The organism is Nitrincola nitratireducens (assembly GCF_000585235.1).
In the GTDB taxonomy this organism is placed as follows: domain Bacteria; phylum Pseudomonadota; class Gammaproteobacteria; order Pseudomonadales; family Balneatricaceae; genus Nitrincola; species Nitrincola alkalisediminis.
Genome location: NZ_AONB01000011.1, coordinates 82417 through 101183 on the forward strand (window position 1 = coordinate 82417; position 18767 = coordinate 101183).

Consider the following 18767-nt stretch of genomic DNA (forward strand, 5'->3'; position numbering starts at 1 on the left):
TCCTGCAAATTAGAAAAGATTAATCGGTATTTTTAAGTAAGTTTGCCCGTTGTCTTCTGCTGGCGGCATTTTGCCTCCACGCATATTGACCTGTACCGAAGGTAATATAAGTCTTGGCATCTCAAGTTGTGCATCGCGAGTGGTCCGCATGGTGACGAACTCGTCTTCAGAAACCCCCTGATGAACATGAATGTTCGCTGCGAGTTGAGCGGCTACAGTGGTTTCATGTTCATAGTGATCACGTCCAGGTGCCTTGTAGTCATGACATAAAAATAAACGAGTGTCTTGGGGAAGGCTTAAAACCTTTTGGATCGAACGAAACAAAGTACGTGCATCTCCACCCGGAAAATCGCAGCGTGCTGTTCCGTAATCAGGCATGAAAAGTGTATCCCCAACAAAGGCACTATCACCAATGACATAGGTTAAGCAGGCAGGCGTATGGCCTGGAGTATGCAGTACATAGCCTTCTATTTTGCCAATAGTAAATCGGTCACCTTCCTCAAAAAGTTGGTCGAATTGACTGCCATCGCGAGCAAATTCGGTTCCGGCATTAAAGGCTTTGCCAAAGATCGTTTGCACGTCGACGATTTTACCCCCTATGCCCGTTTTACCGCCTAGATGCTCATGCAGATAAGGCGCTGCTGATAGGTGGTCGGCATGAACGTGTGTTTCCAAAATCCACTCAACGTTTAAGCTTCATGGCGTATGTGTTCAATAATGGCATCTGCCGAGCGGACATCTGTACGACCCGATGCATAATCGAAGTCGAGTACGGAGTCGATAATGGCACAGGCATTAGAGTTTGGGTCTTTTACAACGTAGCTGAAGGTATTGGTGGGTTCATCAAAGAACGTGGTGACAATCGGTTTTTGTGTTACATCTGTTAAGCTCATCATGCACCTCTTCAAATTGGGTAACGGATAGAGTCTGCTTGATCTCTATGTTTGTTATAAGCTTATTCCTTTTGTGTCTATTTTGCCAATAAAAGATATTAATGAAGTCTAATATTAAAATAAATGAAGCTGTAGGATGTGAATGAAGATAAAAAAGGCAGGGATCTTGTGATGCCTGCCTTGAGATGGACGAGTTAATCCTTATCGATTTCTTCGGCTTCTAACCACATTACATTGATGATGCCGAATGCACAGGCGAGTAGAACGCCCAATATCCACGCGAAATACCACATAGTTAACACCTCATGTGTCAATTTAATAGAGGGAGTGAGGGTTCTCTTTAATGAATCTAACCCCAATTTTTTGCCACATAGCGCGATAACACCAAAATGTATAGCCCAGTATGATGGGGACAAAGATAATCGCAGCCCATGTCATGACCATCAGTGTTCCGGCGCTGGAGGCCGCATCCCAGAGTGTTAGACTGTGGCTTGGGATAAGGCTAGAAGGCATAACGAAAGGAAACATTGAGAATCCGGCCGTTAAAATAACACCCGTTACAGCGGTTGCACTGCTAATAAAGCTAAGGCCTGTATAGCGGACATGGCTGAAGATACCTGCAGCGATAGCACCCACAAACGCCAAAATGGGGGCAATAAGTGTCGCAGGTTGTACCGCATAGTTGTGCAACCATGCGCCAGAGGCTTTGATGGCTTCCTTGAGTAAGGGGTTGGCAGCTCCGCCTTTTTCAGGCAGGCTGATGATCATGTAGCCTTCAATGCTCCAAGCCAGCCAAATACCCGCGATTGCAAAAGTAGCCACCAGTAAAACGGCTAGGCGTTTTGCTAGGGATCTTGCTCTTTCTTCGACCTTATCCTGAGTGCGCATTTGTATCCAGGTTGCGCCATGCAAGGCTAGCATGGTTAAGCTGATGATGCCGCACAGCAACGCAAATGGATTCAACAGCGAAAAAAAGCTGCCATGATAGGATGGGCGTAACAATTCATCGTATTGGAAAGGAACGCCTTGCAGCAGATTTCCAAATGCAATGCCGAATACAAGGGCAGGGACGGCTCCACCGACGACGAGCGCCCAGTCCCATGCATTTCGCCAGCGTGGATCATCCATTTTTGAGCGATAGTCAAAGCCTACAGGGCGCATAAAGAGAGCAAAAAGCACCAGCATCATGGCCCAGTAAAGCCCAGAGAAGGCCGCGGCATACACCAAAGGCCATGCTGCGAAAAGAGCTCCCCCAGCTGTGATAAACCACACTTGGTTACCATCCCAATGCGGAGCCATGGTGTTGATAACGACTCGGCGTTCATCATCGGTTTTTGCAACCAAGGGGAGTAGGGCGCATGCCCCCATATCGAAGCCATCTGTGATCGCAAAGCCGATGAGTAAGACACCTATGAGTATCCACCAGGCAAGCTTTAAGGTTTCATAATCAAAAATCATGTATGTTGCTCCTTCGAGTGTTAAGCTCGGACCCTTGTGCTTGAAGAAGTGGCGCCCGCTTGCTCAAAATGATAGCGACCAGTATGTAAGCTGCTGGGTCCAATCCGAATGAACCGTTGCATCAAATAAATCTCGATGATGGCTAAGACGGTATAAAACACGAGAAATAAGATTAGGCTCGACAAGATCTGATTGGCGGTTAGGACAGATACGGCGGTAAACGTCGGTAGAATTTCACCGACGGCCCAAGGTTGACGGCCAAATTCGGCTACAAACCACCCTGCTTCAGAGGCAATCCAAGGAACAGGAAGTGTGAAGAGTGCTGCTTTCAGTAACCATGGCTTCTGCCAAGCAGTGCGTTTTGCGGTGTAGTAAAAACACACAGCAAATAGAAGTAGCATCCAAAAGCCTGCAGCTACCATGATGCGGAATGCCCAGAACAAAGGTCCAACAGGTGGGATGGTGTCTCTAGCCGCTTGTTGGATCTGCGCATCGGTTGCATCAATGACCTTCTCAGTGTATCGCTTCAAGAGTAAGCCATAGCCTAAATCCTGCTTATAGCGGTCAAATTCAGCGCGAGTAAACGCATCTGTTTGGCCTGACCGTAAGGTTTGTAACAGTTCATAGGCTTTCATGCCATTGCGAATGCGGATTTCATGCTCATCGATCAGATCTTTGATGCCCTTAACCTCCTCGGTTGTTGAGCGGGTTGCAATCAGTCCCAGTGCGTAGGGGATCTTGATTGCATAATCTGTGGTCATCGTTTCGCTGTTAGGAATCCCAAACAGTGTGAACGATGCAGGAGCTGGATGTGTTTCCCATTCTGCTTCAATGGCGGCTAGTTTGGTTTTTTGTACATCCCCGAGTTCGTAGCCAGATTCATCGCCAAGTAGGATGACCGATAGTGAGGCGGCCAATCCAAAGGCGCTGGCAATGGCAAAAGAGCGACGTGCAAAGGCGAGATCTCGTCCTCTGAGCATAAAGTAGGCGCTGATGGATAAGACAAATATAGCGGCGGTTACATAGCCAGCTGAAACCGTGTGTACGAATTTAACTTGTGCAACCGGGTTCATGACAAGATCCATAAAGCTGGTCATTTCCATTCGCATGGTTTCGTAATTAAACTCAGCGCCGACTGGGTGCTGCATCCAGCCATTAGCGACCAAAATCCAGAGTGCCGAGAAGTTTGATCCCAAGGCGACAAGCCAAGTCACCATTAGATGCTTCACTTTGCTAAGTCGATCCCAGCCAAAGAAAAAGAGGCCCACAAATGTGGACTCCAGAAAGAAGGCCATCAAACCTTCTATAGCAAGCGCTGCACCAAACACATCGCCAACATAGTGAGAGTAATAAGACCAGTTGGTGCCGAATTGGAACTCCATTGTAAGTCCGGTGGTTACGCCGAGCGCAAAATTAATACCGAATAGTTTTCCCCAAAATTTGGTCATGTCCTTATAGATTTGTTTACCCGTCATCACATAGACGGACTCCATTATGGCCAGCATAAAGGCGAGGCCTATGGTGAGTGGAACGAACAAAAAGTGGTACATCGCGGTTAATGCAAATTGCAGACGCGAAAGGTCAACGACCTCTTCAGTAATCATGCAAGTGTCCTCAAGGGTAAGCTAAGATTGATGACTCAAAAGAGTCTTAGGCAGAAAGCGTGCCATATTCTTTAAAAACAGTAATAAGCTTATTTCTTTTTGAAATACATGCCATTTAAGGCAGTGTTTCGTTATTTTAGTCGGATTGATATGCCAGAATAAGTGACAAATTGTCACACTTGTACGACAATGACTGCCAAAAATGACAGTTAGGTGTTTTGAGTATGGCAGTCAAAGGCTTGGATTTAACGGCAACGTCTCTAGCTGAAATGAGTTCGATATTGGATGTGATTAAGGAGCCTGCAACTCTTTTGTCGCTGGATTATCGTATTCTGGCGTATAACCAAGCCTATCAAGCCATTTATGGTGAGATACAAGGGGCGGATAAAACCTGCTATCAAGTGTCGCATGGTTACAGTGTGCCTTGCGATCAAGCGGGTGAATCCTGCCCACTAAAACGTTGCCAGGAAACGGGGCAGAAACAACGCGTGCTTCATTTGCACAACACCGACCAAGGGCAGGAACATGTTGATGTTGAACTGACGCCCGTTCGCAATTCCGAAAATGACGTGATTTGTTATCTGGAAATCATGCATTTGGTAAAGGAGGCGAGAGCGACACCCGGAGAAGGGGCGGGAATGGTGGGGCGTTCGGCTGCATTTAGCCGGATGTTGGAGATGCTAAGGCGTGCGGCTCCTTCTACAATCACTGTCTTGTTGCTCGGCGAGTCTGGAACGGGAAAAGAGTTGGCGGCTCGGGCATTGCATGATGCGAGTTTGCGAAGCCGTGGCCCTTTTGTGACGGTGGAGTGTTCTGGCTTGACAGAGTCCCTGTTCGAAAGCGAACTGTTTGGGCATGAGCGGGGGGCATTTACCGGCGCTGTTGGTCGTAAAAAAGGTCTGATCGAGGCTGCACGAGGGGGGACACTTTTTTTAGATGAAATCGGTGAGATACCGCTTCCTCAGCAAGTGAAATTGTTGCGGCTAATTGAAACCGGTACCTATCGAACAGTGGGTGGAATTGAGCCTATGCATGCTGATTTTCGTTTAGTCTGTGCAACTCACCGCAATCTCAAACGGCAAGTTGAAGAAGGTCTCTTTCGTCAAGATCTTTATTATCGTATATCTGCGTTTCCTATCGATTTGCCTTCATTGCGTGAGCGTCCTGAGGATTTGCCTCTGCTCATTGATGTGCTTTTGAAGCGAATTGCGGGTGGTGATTCTGTGCAAATCACAGAATCTGCTTTATCTGTCCTTAAGCGCTACGCGTTTCCGGGGAATATTCGGGAATTGCGCAATATACTTGAGCGAGGAGTCTTGTTGGCCGACGATGGACGCATTGATCTTCAGCACTTGCCAAAAGAGTGTCTGGTAATGGAAGAAGACGTGCAAGTGTCAGTTTTTAACAGTCAAGATAGCATTGAGCATATTTTACCCTTGGATGTGTTTGAACAACGCTATTTGAATCATTTGGTGAAGGTCTTTAAGGGGGATAACAAGCAGTTGGCGGATCAGCTGGGTATCAGTGAGAGGACCTTGTATCGCAAATTGAGCCGTTTGAAGTAACGCGCAACGCTGGCAGCGTTGCGCGCTTAACTTGGAGAGTAAGGTCTAAATTACTACAAATATTTGTAGGGTTAACCGTAACAAGTGACAAGATAAAAAAGCATTAATTCATTTTGTTAAGCACCCAGCGAGTGGCCGCTGTCCCAACAATAAAGGCAAGTAATACCGTTAAAATATCCATATTGATAAAGCTTATCGAGGTGATAATCGGGCCTGGGCAGTAGCCCGCCAACCCCCAACCTATCCCAAAAATAATGCCACCGATGATGAGTCTTGCATCAATTTCAATCTTTGTGGGCAGACGAAAGTGTTCGGCCAATATCGGGCGTTTACGTTTAAGAATCAAGGGCGTCATGATGGCATTCACCACTAGGCCGCCGAACATAACAAGCGCCAAAGACGGGTCCCAAGTGCCAAAAAGATCCAGGAAGTTAATGACTTTAGCAGGATCAATCATTTGTGCGACTGACAGTCCTAAGCCAAAAAGTGTCCCGGCTAGCAATGCCGCAATCCAAGGTAAAGCAGCCATAATTAACCTCCTACTAGATGCCGGACAATAAACACGGTCACTAACGCGCTGCCCATGAAACTTAGAGTCGCCACCAGTGATCTTGGGCTGCGTCGTGCTAAACCGCAAATCCCATGGCCGCTGGTGCAGCCCGTTCCAATTTGTGTGCCAATACCGACCAGAAGTCCTGCAACAATTAACGTGGGAGTGCTTGCCATGGCTTGGATATGCTCAACCCCGACGCCAATGTTGCTCCACTGATAGATGAGTCCGCCTAAAATTAGCCCTGCAACAAAGGCAATTCGCCACGCCATATCTCCTTTGCTTTCAGGGTAAATGATACCGCCTGCAATACCCGAAATACCGGCGATACGCCCTTTAGCGACGAGTAACAAAGCAGCCGCAAGACCAATGAGTCCACCTCCAATTAATGAGGAGATGGGGGTAAAGTTAATAATTTCCATCCGTCTACTTGACCTGATTACGCGATTGAGTGGACGACTTGGGTTTCAAGTCGAGTATTGTCATGCAAAGGGCAGCGGTGGCATACTTCATCAAGAAAGGCCTCTTTTTCCGCATCCGACATGTCGGCATCAATGACGGCACGAATTCGAATCTCCTGAAAGCCCATTCGATCATCCGTTGGTTTGCCAAGTAACCCAGCTGGGTTGTAGTCACCTTCGACTGTGATATGCATGCCTTTTAGATTGATCTTTTTTTGAAAAGCGGCAATCCGTCCAATGGTGCCAATGCAACCCGCAAGTGAAAACAAGAACATTTCCAAAGGGGTAGGGCCTAAGCCAGCTCCTTTCGCAGAGACGGGTTGATCTATCACTAACGAGTGTTCGCCAATGGCGCCTCGTACCGTAAATCCTTGATCTAAACTAGCTTCAACATTGATGGTTTTAGTTTGACTCATTTTATGCCTCAATTCTTTATTAACTTTGCCTAATATATAGGTTTGAGACTGATATTAAAAGACATATCCGTAAAAAGTCTTTGCAATATAGACTAGTAAAGCTTAAAAAATCAGCTTAAGAAGTTGGTCTGCTGAGCTTGGTTTTCCAAAATAATACCCTTGAAACAGGTCGCAGTTACGTTGAGCGAGGTACTCAAATTGATCTAGGGTTTCAACGCCTTCGGCGATGACCTCCAGCGATAGACTGTGGCCAAGTGAAATAATCGCATCGCATAGATTTGCACTGTCTAAATCCATGTTAATGTCTTTGACAAAGGATTGGTCAATTTTGAGCTGTTTAATCGGCATACGTTTGAGATAGGTCAGTGAAGAGTAGCCTGTGCCAAAATCATCCAACGAAATTTGAATACCGAGTTTGCTGAGTTCGAGCATCTTAGTGATCACATCGTTTTGGTCTTTCACTAGCATGCTCTCTGTGAGTTCAAGTTCAAGGCATTTTGGATCAATTTCGTATTGATTCAGGCACGCTTTGATCTGTTCAACAAAATTCGATTGGGAAAATTGGCGCGAACTGACATTAATGGATAGAGTTAGGTGCTTGGCTTTGCTGTGGGATTTCCAGATGTGCAATTGCTTACATGCATTTTTTAGTACCCAGTCGCCGATTGGAATGATCAAGCCTGTCTCTTCAGCAACAGGGATAAAACGATTGGGAGGGATAAGACCCAGCTCAGGGTGACACCAGCGAATCAGTGCTTCCGCACCCACAAGAGCACCTTCTCGGTTAACCTGGGGTTGAAACTCTAAGAAAAACTGATTGTAATCTAACGCGAGCCTCAGTCCTCTTGATAGCTCCAAGTTGTGGTCGATTTGTTCTTGCAGCGCTGGGTCAAAGAAACAAATAGTATTTTTACCGGCATTTTTAGCCTGGTACATAGCCAAATCAGCTCGCTGTAACACTTCATCTAATGAGGCTTGGCCTGACGTGAAGAGGGTAATACCAATACTTGAGGTAACGACGTATTCATTATCCAGCAGTGTAAAGGGGTTACGTAGCAGTTGCGCTATTTTGGAAGCGACTCGTTCGGCATGAAGTGCTGTAAGATGGGTATCTTCTGGTAAATCCGACAATAAAATCACAAACTCATCGCCGCCGATGCGAGCTGCCGTGTCAACCTTGCGTATAGCCGCGTTCAGGCGAATGGCGACTTTTTCCAATAAAAGATCACCAACGGCATGCCCAAGTGAGTCATTGATAACTTTAAAGTTATCAAGGTCAATAAAGAGTAAAGCGCCTTTGGTCTCATGACGTTCATTCCATGCAAGAGCTTGTTGTAGTCGATCAAGTAGCAAGCGTCGATTGGGTAAGCCCGTTAAAGGGTCGTAAAAGGCTAAGCGCTCGATACTGGATGCGTTTGTTTTACGTTCCGTTATGTCTCTTGATATTAAAATGAATCTAGGTAAGTTGTCAGGTGAGGCCGCTTTTTTAGAAACGGATAATTCAAACCAATGGCATTGATTGTCTATTTCAAGTGAATAGCATTTACCGCTAGAAAAGCCCTTTTCATTCGCCTCATTAAGTGCACTATAGCAGATTACCCTTGCTTCATCCGGCAAAAAATCATCGAATGTGTGTCCGATAAAGTCTTCTGGCTTTGCTAAAAGCAGCTCCTTCTTAGGCGAATGGAAAAGATGTATTGTGCCTTTAATATCGACTTCAAATAATAGATCAGGAATAGCATCAAGCGTAGCTCTTAGCTGGGATTCGGCTTGATAAATTTCATTTGTTCGCTCTGTAACACGATCTTCGAGAAAAGCGCGATCATGGCGTAGACTTATAATCAACCAGGTTTGAAGAGCGGCTAATGAGCTGATAAATAAGCCTAAAAGTAACTTAAGTGCTAATGCCCCACTTTCAAAGATTAGGTGAATCGGAGCAACCTTTAAAAGCCAAGCACCATTTGGGACATTAATGATAACATCGACTGAGTCAGACCTTATGCGTTCGGAGTTACTGCTGATCAGTTGTGATGGGGCTCCATCCTTGGAGAGCTTCCAGAGAGCATATGCCATGTTCTGATTAGATAGAGTGTCGAGGTTTGCTATTCGTAGCAGTTCTTCAAGGCGAAGTGTGACATTTGTAAAACCCCAGAATCTTTCCTCTTGATTGTGATCCATAAAAACGGGTAAACGGCCGATGACACCCGTTCCTCCTTGAACCAATGCAACGGGGCCTGCTAAGGTCATGAGTCCACTTTCTTTAGCGAGTAGAGCTTCTGCGTTTTGAATAGAGTCTTCTAATTGGTTAAAGCCCAATGACACCTCATTACCTTCAAGGGGATAGACCTCTGAGACAATGCCATTGGGTGAAAGTGTAAAATGGGACACAATCGGATAGTGTTGGTGTAACTTTGCAGCAATTGCAGAAAAATGTTGAACCTCTCCGTCACCTGCTCTCACTAAAGAAGCGAGGGCATAGTTGGCAGATAATGATTGGTTTAGAAGCGTTTCAAGTAAACTGGCATGATTGTGTGCATGGAGGGCAAGATCGCTTCGTCTTGAGTCTTGGTTGCGCGATTCAACCTGCCAGATGATCAGCATCGAAACGATTGCCGTAACAATAAAAACGACAATAACGCTGTATGGGGTACCCGTGGATCTGTCTTTAATCACAATTGACTTGGTCTGCCTATCCATGTTGGTTGCTGCTCAATCGCTTGACTCTTGTTATTCTGATCCAAGTTGAGTCGATTTGATGATGCAATCAGCCTTAATGTTCTCAATTATAAAACTGTGCAAGGATATCACAAATGAAACGACTTCTTAGGGTGGTACTGTGGATCGTGTTAATTTTTATTGTCCCTGTCGGGTGTGCGCTTGTCTCGCACAATGCCAATGATGAGCGTGCGAAAGATTGGCAAACAGCACGTCGTGACAGTGCGGGCATTGCGCCAGATCCTGCAGCTACGTCCGAAGCGATTATTCAGGTGTACGCGGCGCGTGCGTTTCGTTGGCGGGGTGCTTTGGGTGTGCATACGTGGATTGCGGTCAAGCCACAAAACCAAGACTATTTTACGCGCCTTGAGGTCATAGGTTTTAATGTCGTGCGCGGGCGTGGAGGGGATGCTGTTCGTGTTGCAAGAGGAATTGCCGATGGCTATTGGTATGGCAGCTATCCTGTTTTGCTGCGGGATATACGAGGTACTGATGAGGTTGATCAGTTGATTGAGCGGCTGTACCAAGCTGCAGAGGTGTATCCGCATAGGGGGGAATATCGTCTTTGGCCGGGGCCGAACAGCAATACGTTTATTGCCTATTTAGGACGAGAAGTGCCTGAGTTGCGCTTAAATTTACCTTCGACGGCGATTGGAAAAGATTACTTACCTGAAGGACGTTTCATCGCAACGGCACCGAGTGGTACGGGCGTTCAAGTCTCTATGTCGGGCTTGCTGGGTTTAATTGCAGCACCTGAGGAAGGTTTGGAGGTTAATTTGCTTGGCTTGAGCGCGGGAATCGATTTTTGGCCAATTGCACTTAATTTACCTGGGGTGGGGCGCTTGGGTATGCCAGTGGAGGCTGGGCGTTGATAGGGTTTGAAAAACTGGTATTTGCGCGATAGGGAGGGGGGTTATCGTGGCTTGCATGTGTATTTCAAAAACAAGAGTAATTTTTACTTCCCGTGGGAGTTGCAAATTTGGGATGAGGCGGATGTCGGCAGCAATATTGTAAATCACGAAAAATTCAAGCGTGGTTTTATATAGTTAGAGAGGGAAAATGATTGGCTGGGTATTCTTTGTTGAATCCAGCTATCAAAAGGCATTATACCCTTGAGTTTATTAGGCTTATGATGGCCTCTTTAAAAGGCTGTGTGGCATTCAGCAGGATTTAAGTGCTATGTGTTTAGGTCTGTCTAGTTATACAGTTTAGAGTTAGACGGTTTAGAGCCTATACAATGAAAAATAAGAACTAAGCAGACTATATATCGAGGATAAATCAAGATGGTCGGAGTGGAGGGATTCGAACCCCCGACCCTCTGGTCCCAAACCAGATGCGCTACCAAACTGCGCTACACTCCGAAAAACATTGAGTTGGCTCCCCGAGCAGGACTCGAACCTGCGACCAATAGATTAACAGTCTACTGCTCTACCGACTGAGCTATCAGGGAACTGCTCAACTCAGGCCGCAAATATTAATGATCCAGACGGAGGTCGTCAACACTATTTTTTAAAAATGATCATTTTTTTAGTTTTGGGTAGGTTGTTGAAAATAATTGATTAAAAAGCAACCGATATTGTTCGCCCTATATGGATTTTTGATTTTGTCAATCTAGGTGTTGCCGCAAATGATATGCATTTAGCCGTATTGGGTCCGTCTCAAGGAGTGTAAGGTGGGATCGTATTCACGTATAATCTTTGAACAATTAAAGAGATGTTGAGTCCTCCGCTGAAAGATGCATCCAGCGAATAGGGCAGGAGTAACCCATGACACAGATTTTAGGAAAAGATGCGCCGCTGGAAGAAACCATCGAACGAATGAGTGCTGGTTTGAAGGCGCTAGGCTTCGATATTGAAGAAGTTCGCTGGTTGAATCCCGTTCCGCATGTTTGGTCTGTTCATATTCGTGATCGTGTGTGTACGATGCTGTTTACGAATGGTAAGGGCGCAACGCGTGAGGCCGCTTTGGCCAGCGCGCTAGGGGAGTTTTTTGAGCGCTTAAGTTGCAACTTCTTTTGGGCCGATTATTACTTAGGCTCAAAGTTTGCTGAAAGAGCCTTTGTTCATTACCCTCAAGAGCGCTGGTTTCCGGTGAAATCAACGGTTTGGCCAGAAGGGTTGCTTGATGAGGCCACACGTAATCACTACGATCTGCACAATGAAATATCACCTGGGGCCCTCATCGATCTCAACTCAGGCAATGCTCATCGCGGGATCTGCGCTTTGCCGTTTGTGAAGCAAAGAACGGGTGAAACTGTTTGGTTCCCCGTTAACATCCTCGGTAACCTGTACGTCAGTAACGGCATGGCTGCTGGTAACAGTGTCTATGAAGCACGTGTTCAGGCTTTGTCAGAGATTTTTGAACGTCATATCAAAAATACGATTATCTCGTCGGGTATTAGTTTACCGCTCATTCCTGAGTCGGAAATAGCCAAGCACCCGAGAGTAAAAGCAGCGCTTAGGACCCTGCGGAGCAAAGGGTTTGTTGTTGAAGTCAGGGATGCATCATTAGGCGGAAAGTTTCCGTTAGTGAACGTTGTTTTGATCAATCCGGTGGATGGTGGTTGTTTTGCATCCTTTGGTGCGCACCCTAAGTTTGCGGTCGCACTGGAGCGCACGCTAACTGAGTTGCTTCAAGGCCGTGAGTTGGATGAGTTGCATGATTTCCCAGAACCAACGCTGGATATTGAAGAAGCGGCAGATCCGCATAATCTTGAAACACATTTTATTGATTCGAGTGGGGTCGTGGCGTGGGATTTAATGTCCTCCACCACGGATTATCCCTTCGCAAGATGGAATATCGAAGGCAATACACAAGCCGAATTTGAAGAGCTTTGTTTTAAAATTCATCGCGTGGATATGGATATCTATATTGCGGATTATGAGCACTTGGGCGTGTACACCTGCCGAATCATTGTTCCTGGGATGTCCGAAATCTATCCGGTTGATGAGTTGATTTGGCGCAATAATAATGCGGCGGCTCCGCTTAGGGCGGCAATATTGGCGTTGCCTGACCTTGATAACGAAGCCTATGCGGATCTTCTTGAGGCCTTGGATGAGGGCGGCTTTGATGAGCAGCACCCGGTTGCAGAGCTTATCGGTCTCTTGCCGAATCCAGATACCGTTTGGTCTTGGTTACGTGTTGGTGAGCTTAAGTTGCGCTTAGCCTTAGCCTTAGGTGAGCAAGAGCTGGCATTGGAATTGTCCGATTGGCTGCTGAATTTTGGTGGCTTGCCCGAAAAAGTGCTGATGAAGTACCGTTGCCTGCATCAGTTATTGGCACTAACGCTTGATGAGTCTCGTAAGGTTGATGACTTTGTGCCTGTGATTGAGCGTATTTATGGTACAGAGCTCTTGTCTCACGTGCGTTCTATGATGGACGGCGTGCAGGTGTTTGATGATATGGGCATTCATGATGAAAGTCTCAGTACGTTTAGTCGCCATCAGCAATTGTTAAAAGCCTACGAACGCTTACATCAAGTTAAGCAAAGCCAGCGGATCAATTAATCTGCGCATAAAAGTTGGGAAGATGTCTCTATTTCCGCTAGAATCTGCGCTCAAGATTGTTCATGCAGTGTAATGCATATCGGGTGAGAGATCAGGGAAACGCATGCTCTTCAATAAACTACCGGATGATATTTTTCTGCCTTTATCGGGACAGAACCGCCAAGTCTATCAAGCGGTTCTTCTTGAATTGGCCGATTTATTCTTTGATGAGGATCTTATCGATCCTTTCATTGCCAAGGATCTGGTGCGCTCTACCATCGAAAACGCCGTTGTTCGGCTTGGGGTCCGTCGTTGGGTCACTGAAGCCGACGAGGACGGAGACCCTCCACGTTCAAGTGTGGACTATACTAATCGTATCTATCGGCGCTTGGTGCAGTGTGGTTGGCTGGAGGAAGAGCAAAAGGTGTATCGAACCTATGTTCTTTTGTCGCCGTCTGTTTCGTATTTGCTCCGGTCATTGGTGTCAATCGCTAAGCTTGAAAAGCGAAGCTATGGTGGTGCGGTACTGAACGTGCTTAGCTCGTTAGAAGCTGCCGTCAATGATCCTGTGGGACGAGGCATTACTCTGTCAGAGGCATCGCAAACGGCCGCTGATTTTAGTGCGCATTTAACGGATATGCTGCTGGGGCTTCGTGAAATCAAAATCTCCCTATCGGAAATCAATAACCCGCAGGATATAGTGAGGGGGTTTTTTGATCGATTTGTTGAGCATATTTTGGTTTCAGACTACAAAACGCTCAAGACGCGAAACAACCCCTTCCGGTACCGTCGCCAGATTTTATCGATGCTCCGTGATTTGCAATTTGATTTATTAAAGTTAGAGCAACTGACGCAGCACTATCAACTTCAGTATGAGTTGGATTTTGATGCGGCGGAAGCGCTAGTGCATCAGCACATTAATCGAATTATTCGTATTTTTGAGTCAGTGGATCAGCGTTTAGCCGCGATTGATGACTTCCGTTACCAGTTGGAAAAACGTGTGGCGGATACGGTTCGTTACATGGATAAAACCACGCCGGGAATGGCAGCTCGCTTGTCGCGTTTGATTGCTGAGCTGGCGAAAAAGAAAGATGACGAGATTCCAACGCTGACCACCTTGGACGAAACTGGGTTTATTTCACCCATGAGTATTCGTTCGCCGATACGTAAGCGAGTGGAAGCGAAACCACGTGTGATTACTCAAAGTGAGATAGATCCCCGTGTGTTAGAATTGCGTCGTTTATTTAAAGAGTATAAAGAGCGACGTGAGGTGCGTGTTGATCGAATTGAGCAGTATCTAGACCGTCATTTTCTTGATCGTACCCGCATGAGTGCAACTGAGTTCACGATTGAATCAGTTGAGGATTATATTTGTTTCAGTTACGTGCGCCATTTGCCTTCGTTGGGTAAAAAGGCACGTAAAACCACTGAAAAATACCGTATTGAATTTGACGATACCTATGTCTGCGTTGCTGATGTAGTTGAGTGTCGTGGTTTTGTGATACACAGGAACGCATAATGTTAGGTGATCTGCAAAAAATCGTATCCCGGACTGAACACCACCAGGCCGAAGACTTTATTCATGCTGCCAATTTACTTCTTGTCAGCCAGTTTTTGTACGCTGATCGCCCTATCCATCGCGATAGCTATTTTCTGATTGCGGCCAACATCGACTACTATCGCAACTTGTTTGCCGCCATTGGTTGGACGTTAGTGTATCAGCCTGACGAGGCGTATTTGGGTGTGCTTCCTCAGGGAGAAGAGCGGGTGCTCAAGCTCAAGTTGGATGAGTCGTTGCTTCTGCTGTGTTTACGTCAGATCTATGAGCAAAAGTTGGAAAACTTCGAGGTTGAAAATGGCAAAGCCATTACCACCACGGATGCTTTGCTGCGTCTGTACAGTAACTTAACGGCGAAAGAAATCCCGAATGAAACCCGCTTAAAAGAGATTGTTTCATTGTTTAGCCGCCATGGGGTGATTGAAAGAGGAAAAGCGGACGAAACCGATCCCAAAAACCTACCTCTACGAATTAACCCGACTATTCGTCATGTGGTTGTTGAGGACTATATTGGTCAGCTAGAGGCCTTGTGTGATATTGAGTCGAGCCGTTCGTCAACGCAAGATGCGGATGAAGCCGACGAGGCTAGCGCTGTAAGCCAAGAAAAGGCTCAAGCAGAAGACGGAGAGAACACCAATGAAACAGCTTAATCGTATCGTTCTGGTCAATTGGTATGTTCTAGGTGCAATCGAGATTCCCATCAAAGGCAATGTGGCGATCGTCGGTCCGAATGGCTCGGGAAAGTCATCGTTACTGGATGCGATTCAAACCATTCTGATGGGAGGACATAAGCGCCACTTGAGTTTCAATGCCTCTGCCGGTGAAAAGTCAGAACGTTCTTTGCGGACCTATTGCTTAGGTTTTTTGGATGACCTTGGTAAAAAAGTGAATGCCCGAGAAGACTCTCTGACCTATATGGCATTAAGCTTTTTTGACACTGAAACCGCAAAAGAAAGCTGTGTCGGCATTGCAATTAGTGCGTCGACAGCGAATGCGGAAGAGGACATTTTAGGGCGTTTTATCCTCCCTGATTTTTCCGTCACTCTTGACGATTTTTCAGTAAAGCAAGGTGCAGGACGTTTGCCGCGTCCGTGGGCTGAAGTTCGTGACAGTTTATTAAAGCAGTGCCCGGATATGATCCTTGAAAAGCGGGCGACACGCTTTATCCGGGAAATGGTTACACACCTGAGTCACGATCCGCAAATGCCCAATGATGATGAAAAATTCATCAAGAACTTTAAAAACGCCTTGAAGTTCGTTCCCATCGATAGCCCAACACGTTTTATTCGAGAATTCGTTTTGGACGAAAATATTGTTCATGTCGGTGCGTTCAGAAAGTCGCTTGACGAATACCGGGCAATGGAGCAAAAAACACGTGAAGTGGCAAACCGCATTGCTGAGCTCGAAAAGGTTCAGGAAATGTGTAAAGGAATCTCGAGAAACCTCAAGAATGCCATTGAATACGAATGGGTGGTGCATGAAGCACGCTTTGAGCACACCGATTTAAAAAAGGAAGCGGCAGCCGAGCGCCTAGAAACCTTTACTGAACAAGAGCAGTTGTTACAAGCGGATTTAGAAAAAAACAGTGAACAGCTGAATGAAGCGATGCAGCGCTTGGCGAATACTCGCGCAGAGCTCAATAACACCGATTCCGCGCACAAGGTGAGTGCACTCGAATCACGTATTTCGGCTCGACAGCATGAAGCCTCTGTGGTGAAAGAAAAGATACAACAGGTGTACAACCTGATGCGAACCACGGTGGGTTTTGCCGCCAACCCGGATCTATTGCCGGACGCTTTTAGACCCGTTGTTGAACAGTCGGTTGCACTCTGGCGCTCAGGCGAAAACACCTTGGCAGGCCAATGGCCGGAAGCGCCTGTTGAAGTGGATAACGCGCTGACACAGCTACGTGCGCAGATTGACCCCGTGCGTAAAGCGATTGCCAAGCGTTACGAAGAGTCCGTGATACGGATTAATGAGCTGCGTACCCAGATTCAAAGTCAAAAAAGTGCCGTAGAGCAATTGCAGCAGGGGCGAGCGCCTGTCCGGCACGCGACCCGTGAACTCATCGACTTGTTAAAAGAATATGGCATCGACTCTACACCGATTTGTGAGTTGGTTGATATCAACGATGATAAGTGGCGAATTGCCATTGAGTCGTTCTTAGGCGCTCGCAGAGAAGCGCTTGTGGTCGCACCGGATCGAGTCAAGGAAGCGATTACGCTCTATCGTCGCAAAGGGCGTCACTTAAAAGGCTGCCGTATTATCAATACGACCAAGTCTGGTGAGTGGTTGACGCGAACGAAAGCCGGAAGCTTGGCTCAGTTTGTTGACAGTGACAATGAGCATGCTCAAGCCTATATGAACCGAGCTTTAGGGGCGGTGATGGCTGTGGAAACTGAAACCGAATTGCTGCGCCATGAACGTGCATTAACCTATGATTGCATGTTACAGAGCGAAGGTTCGACCACTTCTATTAATGAGCTGAGCCCGATTATGGGGATTCGGCGTCGGGGTGATCAGTTGGCCTTGCAGGGCAAGCAGGTGGATGAGCTGATAGCTGAGTTTACGACACTGGGCAAGCAACATGAGTCACTGGAAAAGCTGCGTGATGGCTTAATCCAAATGGCATCTGGTTTGTTGCAGGTGAATGAGCGCGTTTTTGATCTTGTGAATCAGCGAGAGCAGCTTGCGTCTGAAATTGAAGGCTACCAGCAGGGCATTACGGATCTTCGCAATCATGATGATTCGGGTATTCAGCAACGTATTGCTGAGTATGCTGAGCAACAAAAGTCATTAGAAGTTCGCCAAAAAGCCTTGATGGATAAGCTGCAAAAAACACGAACTGGGATGATCAAAGACAACGCGTCGCTTGAAGTGCTTGAGCGAGAACTGACTGAGCACGCTATGGCGCGTGGTCGTTGTCAGGAGAAACCCGAGTTCGATGCGCAGTCTGCCCAAGAAAAACGTGACTACCTAGATGATAGCTGTGATTCAGACCTTGAACGCATTATTTTTGAAGCGGCGAAAAAAGCTCAGACGGAACTTCAGCTGCATGAGAAAAAGAAAAATGGAGTACGTGACGCCGTTGCACAATACAAGGCACGTTATCACGCTGGCGGCTTAAGCCATCAAGGATTGGATAATATAAGCCCTGACTCTAGTCATGAGGATTTGGAAGGTTACGTTAATGAAACGGTTGTCACCTTACAAGAGTCTGAGTTGGCGCAGTATACCCAAAAAGCAGAGCGTGCACGCTTAGAGGCGGAAACTGCGTTTAGATCGGATTTCGTTGCGCATCTAAACGATCAGATCAATAAAATTAAGGATTTGATTCGTGAACTTAATAGCCATTTGAAAAATCGTCCATTCCACAAAGAAATGTACAGTTTTGAAATGATGCCTAACCCTGAGTTGCGCGATATCCTTGAACTGGTTGAAGCCTATACACGTATGGATCAAGCCAATGTGGGGTCTTTGTTCGATATTCATCACGAAACGGACACAGGGCACCGGGATGCCTTGGCAAAAATCCATGAAGTTCTAAAGAATGAAGGTGAAAGCGAGTTACTGCAAGATTACCGGAATTTTTATAACTTTGAGCTAGTGGTTAAGGATTTAGACGGCAACCGTAAAACTACCTTAACCCAACGTATTAAGACGGGGTCTGGTGGTGAGCACCAAGTGCCGTTTTACGTGGCCATGGCTGCTGCGTTAGGCGCAACCTATCGTTTGAAAGAAGGCAGTGATGGGCAACCTGTTGGGGGCTTGAGTTTGTCGGTGTTTGACGAGGCATTTAACAAACTGGACTCAGAAAATACGGTCACATCCTTAGGCTTTATGACGGACTTAGGTCTGCAAACAATTATTGCTGCACCCGATGAAAAGTATTCATTGTTGAGTTCTTGCATGGATACGATCATCAACGTGTGTCGTGATGGGCGAGTGGTTGATATTGATGTTGAATTTCCGACTGAAAAAGGAAAGGAATTGTTAGCGTCTGATCACCCTTACAAAATCATGGCGGCTGATGCGTTGGAGACAGCGGACGAGAGTCTTTAA

Annotated in this window: 13 protein-coding genes, 2 tRNA genes and 1 pseudogene; 6 read left to right on the forward strand and 10 right to left on the reverse strand. The window is 46.5% G+C overall.

Annotated elements, in window-relative coordinates:
• Positions 1-9: 9 nt before the first annotated feature.
• From D791_RS10760 to D791_RS10770, 4 genes and pseudogenes are all read right to left on the reverse strand, one after another.
• Positions 10-893, reverse strand: a pseudogene (locus D791_RS10760) (MBL fold metallo-hydrolase).
• A gap of 194 nt (positions 894-1087) precedes the next feature.
• A complete protein-coding gene (cydX, locus tag D791_RS19675) occupies positions 1088-1186 on the reverse strand; it encodes a cytochrome bd-I oxidase subunit CydX (RefSeq protein WP_081763831.1) in 99 nt (32 codons plus the stop codon).
• Positions 1187-1208: 22 nt separating this feature from the next.
• Positions 1209-2351, reverse strand: coding sequence for a cytochrome d ubiquinol oxidase subunit II (gene cydB, locus D791_RS10765; protein ID WP_036511424.1), 1143 nt, complete (start codon positions 2349-2351; stop codon positions 1209-1211).
• Positions 2352-2371: 20 nt separating this feature from the next.
• The gene (locus tag D791_RS10770) at positions 2372-3955 is read right to left on the reverse strand and encodes a cytochrome ubiquinol oxidase subunit I (protein ID WP_036511427.1); all 1584 of its coding nucleotides are present in this window, start codon (positions 3953-3955) and stop codon (positions 2372-2374) included.
• Between the two features lie 224 nt (positions 3956-4179).
• Between D791_RS10770 and D791_RS10775 the strand changes: the two genes are divergently transcribed.
• Positions 4180-5520 (forward strand): sigma-54 interaction domain-containing protein, encoded by a 1341-nt coding sequence (locus D791_RS10775; protein ID WP_051514425.1) that lies wholly within the window; start codon positions 4180-4182, stop codon positions 5518-5520.
• A gap of 103 nt (positions 5521-5623) precedes the next feature.
• Here D791_RS10775 and D791_RS10780 read toward each other — a convergent pair whose 3' ends face one another.
• From D791_RS10780 to D791_RS10795, 4 genes are all read right to left on the reverse strand, one after another.
• Entirely contained in the window at positions 5624-6049 is a 426-nt protein-coding gene (locus D791_RS10780; RefSeq protein ID WP_036511430.1) for a DUF6691 family protein, read from the reverse strand.
• A 2-nt stretch (positions 6050-6051) separates the two neighbouring features.
• A complete protein-coding gene (locus D791_RS10785; protein WP_036511433.1) occupies positions 6052-6492 on the reverse strand; it encodes a YeeE/YedE family protein in 441 nt (146 codons plus the stop codon).
• Positions 6493-6509: 17 nt separating this feature from the next.
• The gene (locus D791_RS10790) at positions 6510-6947 is read right to left on the reverse strand and encodes an OsmC family protein (RefSeq protein ID WP_036511436.1); all 438 of its coding nucleotides are present in this window, start codon (positions 6945-6947) and stop codon (positions 6510-6512) included.
• Between the two features lie 102 nt (positions 6948-7049).
• The gene (locus D791_RS10795; protein ID WP_051514426.1) at positions 7050-9644 is read right to left on the reverse strand and encodes a bifunctional diguanylate cyclase/phosphodiesterase; all 2595 of its coding nucleotides are present in this window, start codon (positions 9642-9644) and stop codon (positions 7050-7052) included.
• 113 nt (positions 9645-9757) lie between these two features.
• Here D791_RS10795 and D791_RS10800 point away from each other — a divergent pair, with 113 nt between their 5' ends.
• Positions 9758-10534, forward strand: a complete 777-nt coding sequence (locus tag D791_RS10800) for a DUF3750 domain-containing protein (RefSeq protein ID WP_036511439.1) — start codon at positions 9758-9760, stop codon at positions 10532-10534.
• Positions 10535-10946: 412 nt separating this feature from the next.
• Here the strand turns inward: D791_RS10800 and D791_RS10805 are convergent.
• Together D791_RS10805 and D791_RS10810 are read right to left on the reverse strand one after the other, a co-directional pair.
• Positions 10947-11023, reverse strand: a tRNA-Pro gene (locus D791_RS10805).
• Between the two features lie 13 nt (positions 11024-11036).
• Positions 11037-11112 (reverse strand) — tRNA-Asn (locus tag D791_RS10810).
• Between the two features lie 316 nt (positions 11113-11428).
• On the opposite strand from D791_RS10810, the gene ycaO reads away from it, so the two are divergent.
• From ycaO to D791_RS10830, 4 genes are all read left to right on the forward strand, one after another.
• A complete protein-coding gene (ycaO, locus tag D791_RS10815; RefSeq protein ID WP_036511441.1) occupies positions 11429-13168 on the forward strand; it encodes a 30S ribosomal protein S12 methylthiotransferase accessory factor YcaO in 1740 nt (579 codons plus the stop codon).
• A gap of 103 nt (positions 13169-13271) precedes the next feature.
• Positions 13272-14666 (forward strand): Wadjet anti-phage system protein JetA family protein, encoded by a 1395-nt coding sequence (locus D791_RS10820; protein ID WP_036511444.1) that lies wholly within the window; start codon positions 13272-13274, stop codon positions 14664-14666.
• A complete protein-coding gene (locus D791_RS10825) occupies positions 14666-15355 on the forward strand; it encodes a DUF4194 domain-containing protein (protein ID WP_036511447.1) in 690 nt (229 codons plus the stop codon). The genes D791_RS10820 and D791_RS10825 overlap by 1 nt, the downstream gene beginning before the upstream one ends.
• A complete protein-coding gene (locus tag D791_RS10830; RefSeq protein WP_036511450.1) occupies positions 15342-18767 on the forward strand; it encodes an SbcC/MukB-like Walker B domain-containing protein in 3426 nt (1141 codons plus the stop codon). The genes D791_RS10825 and D791_RS10830 overlap by 14 nt, the downstream gene beginning before the upstream one ends.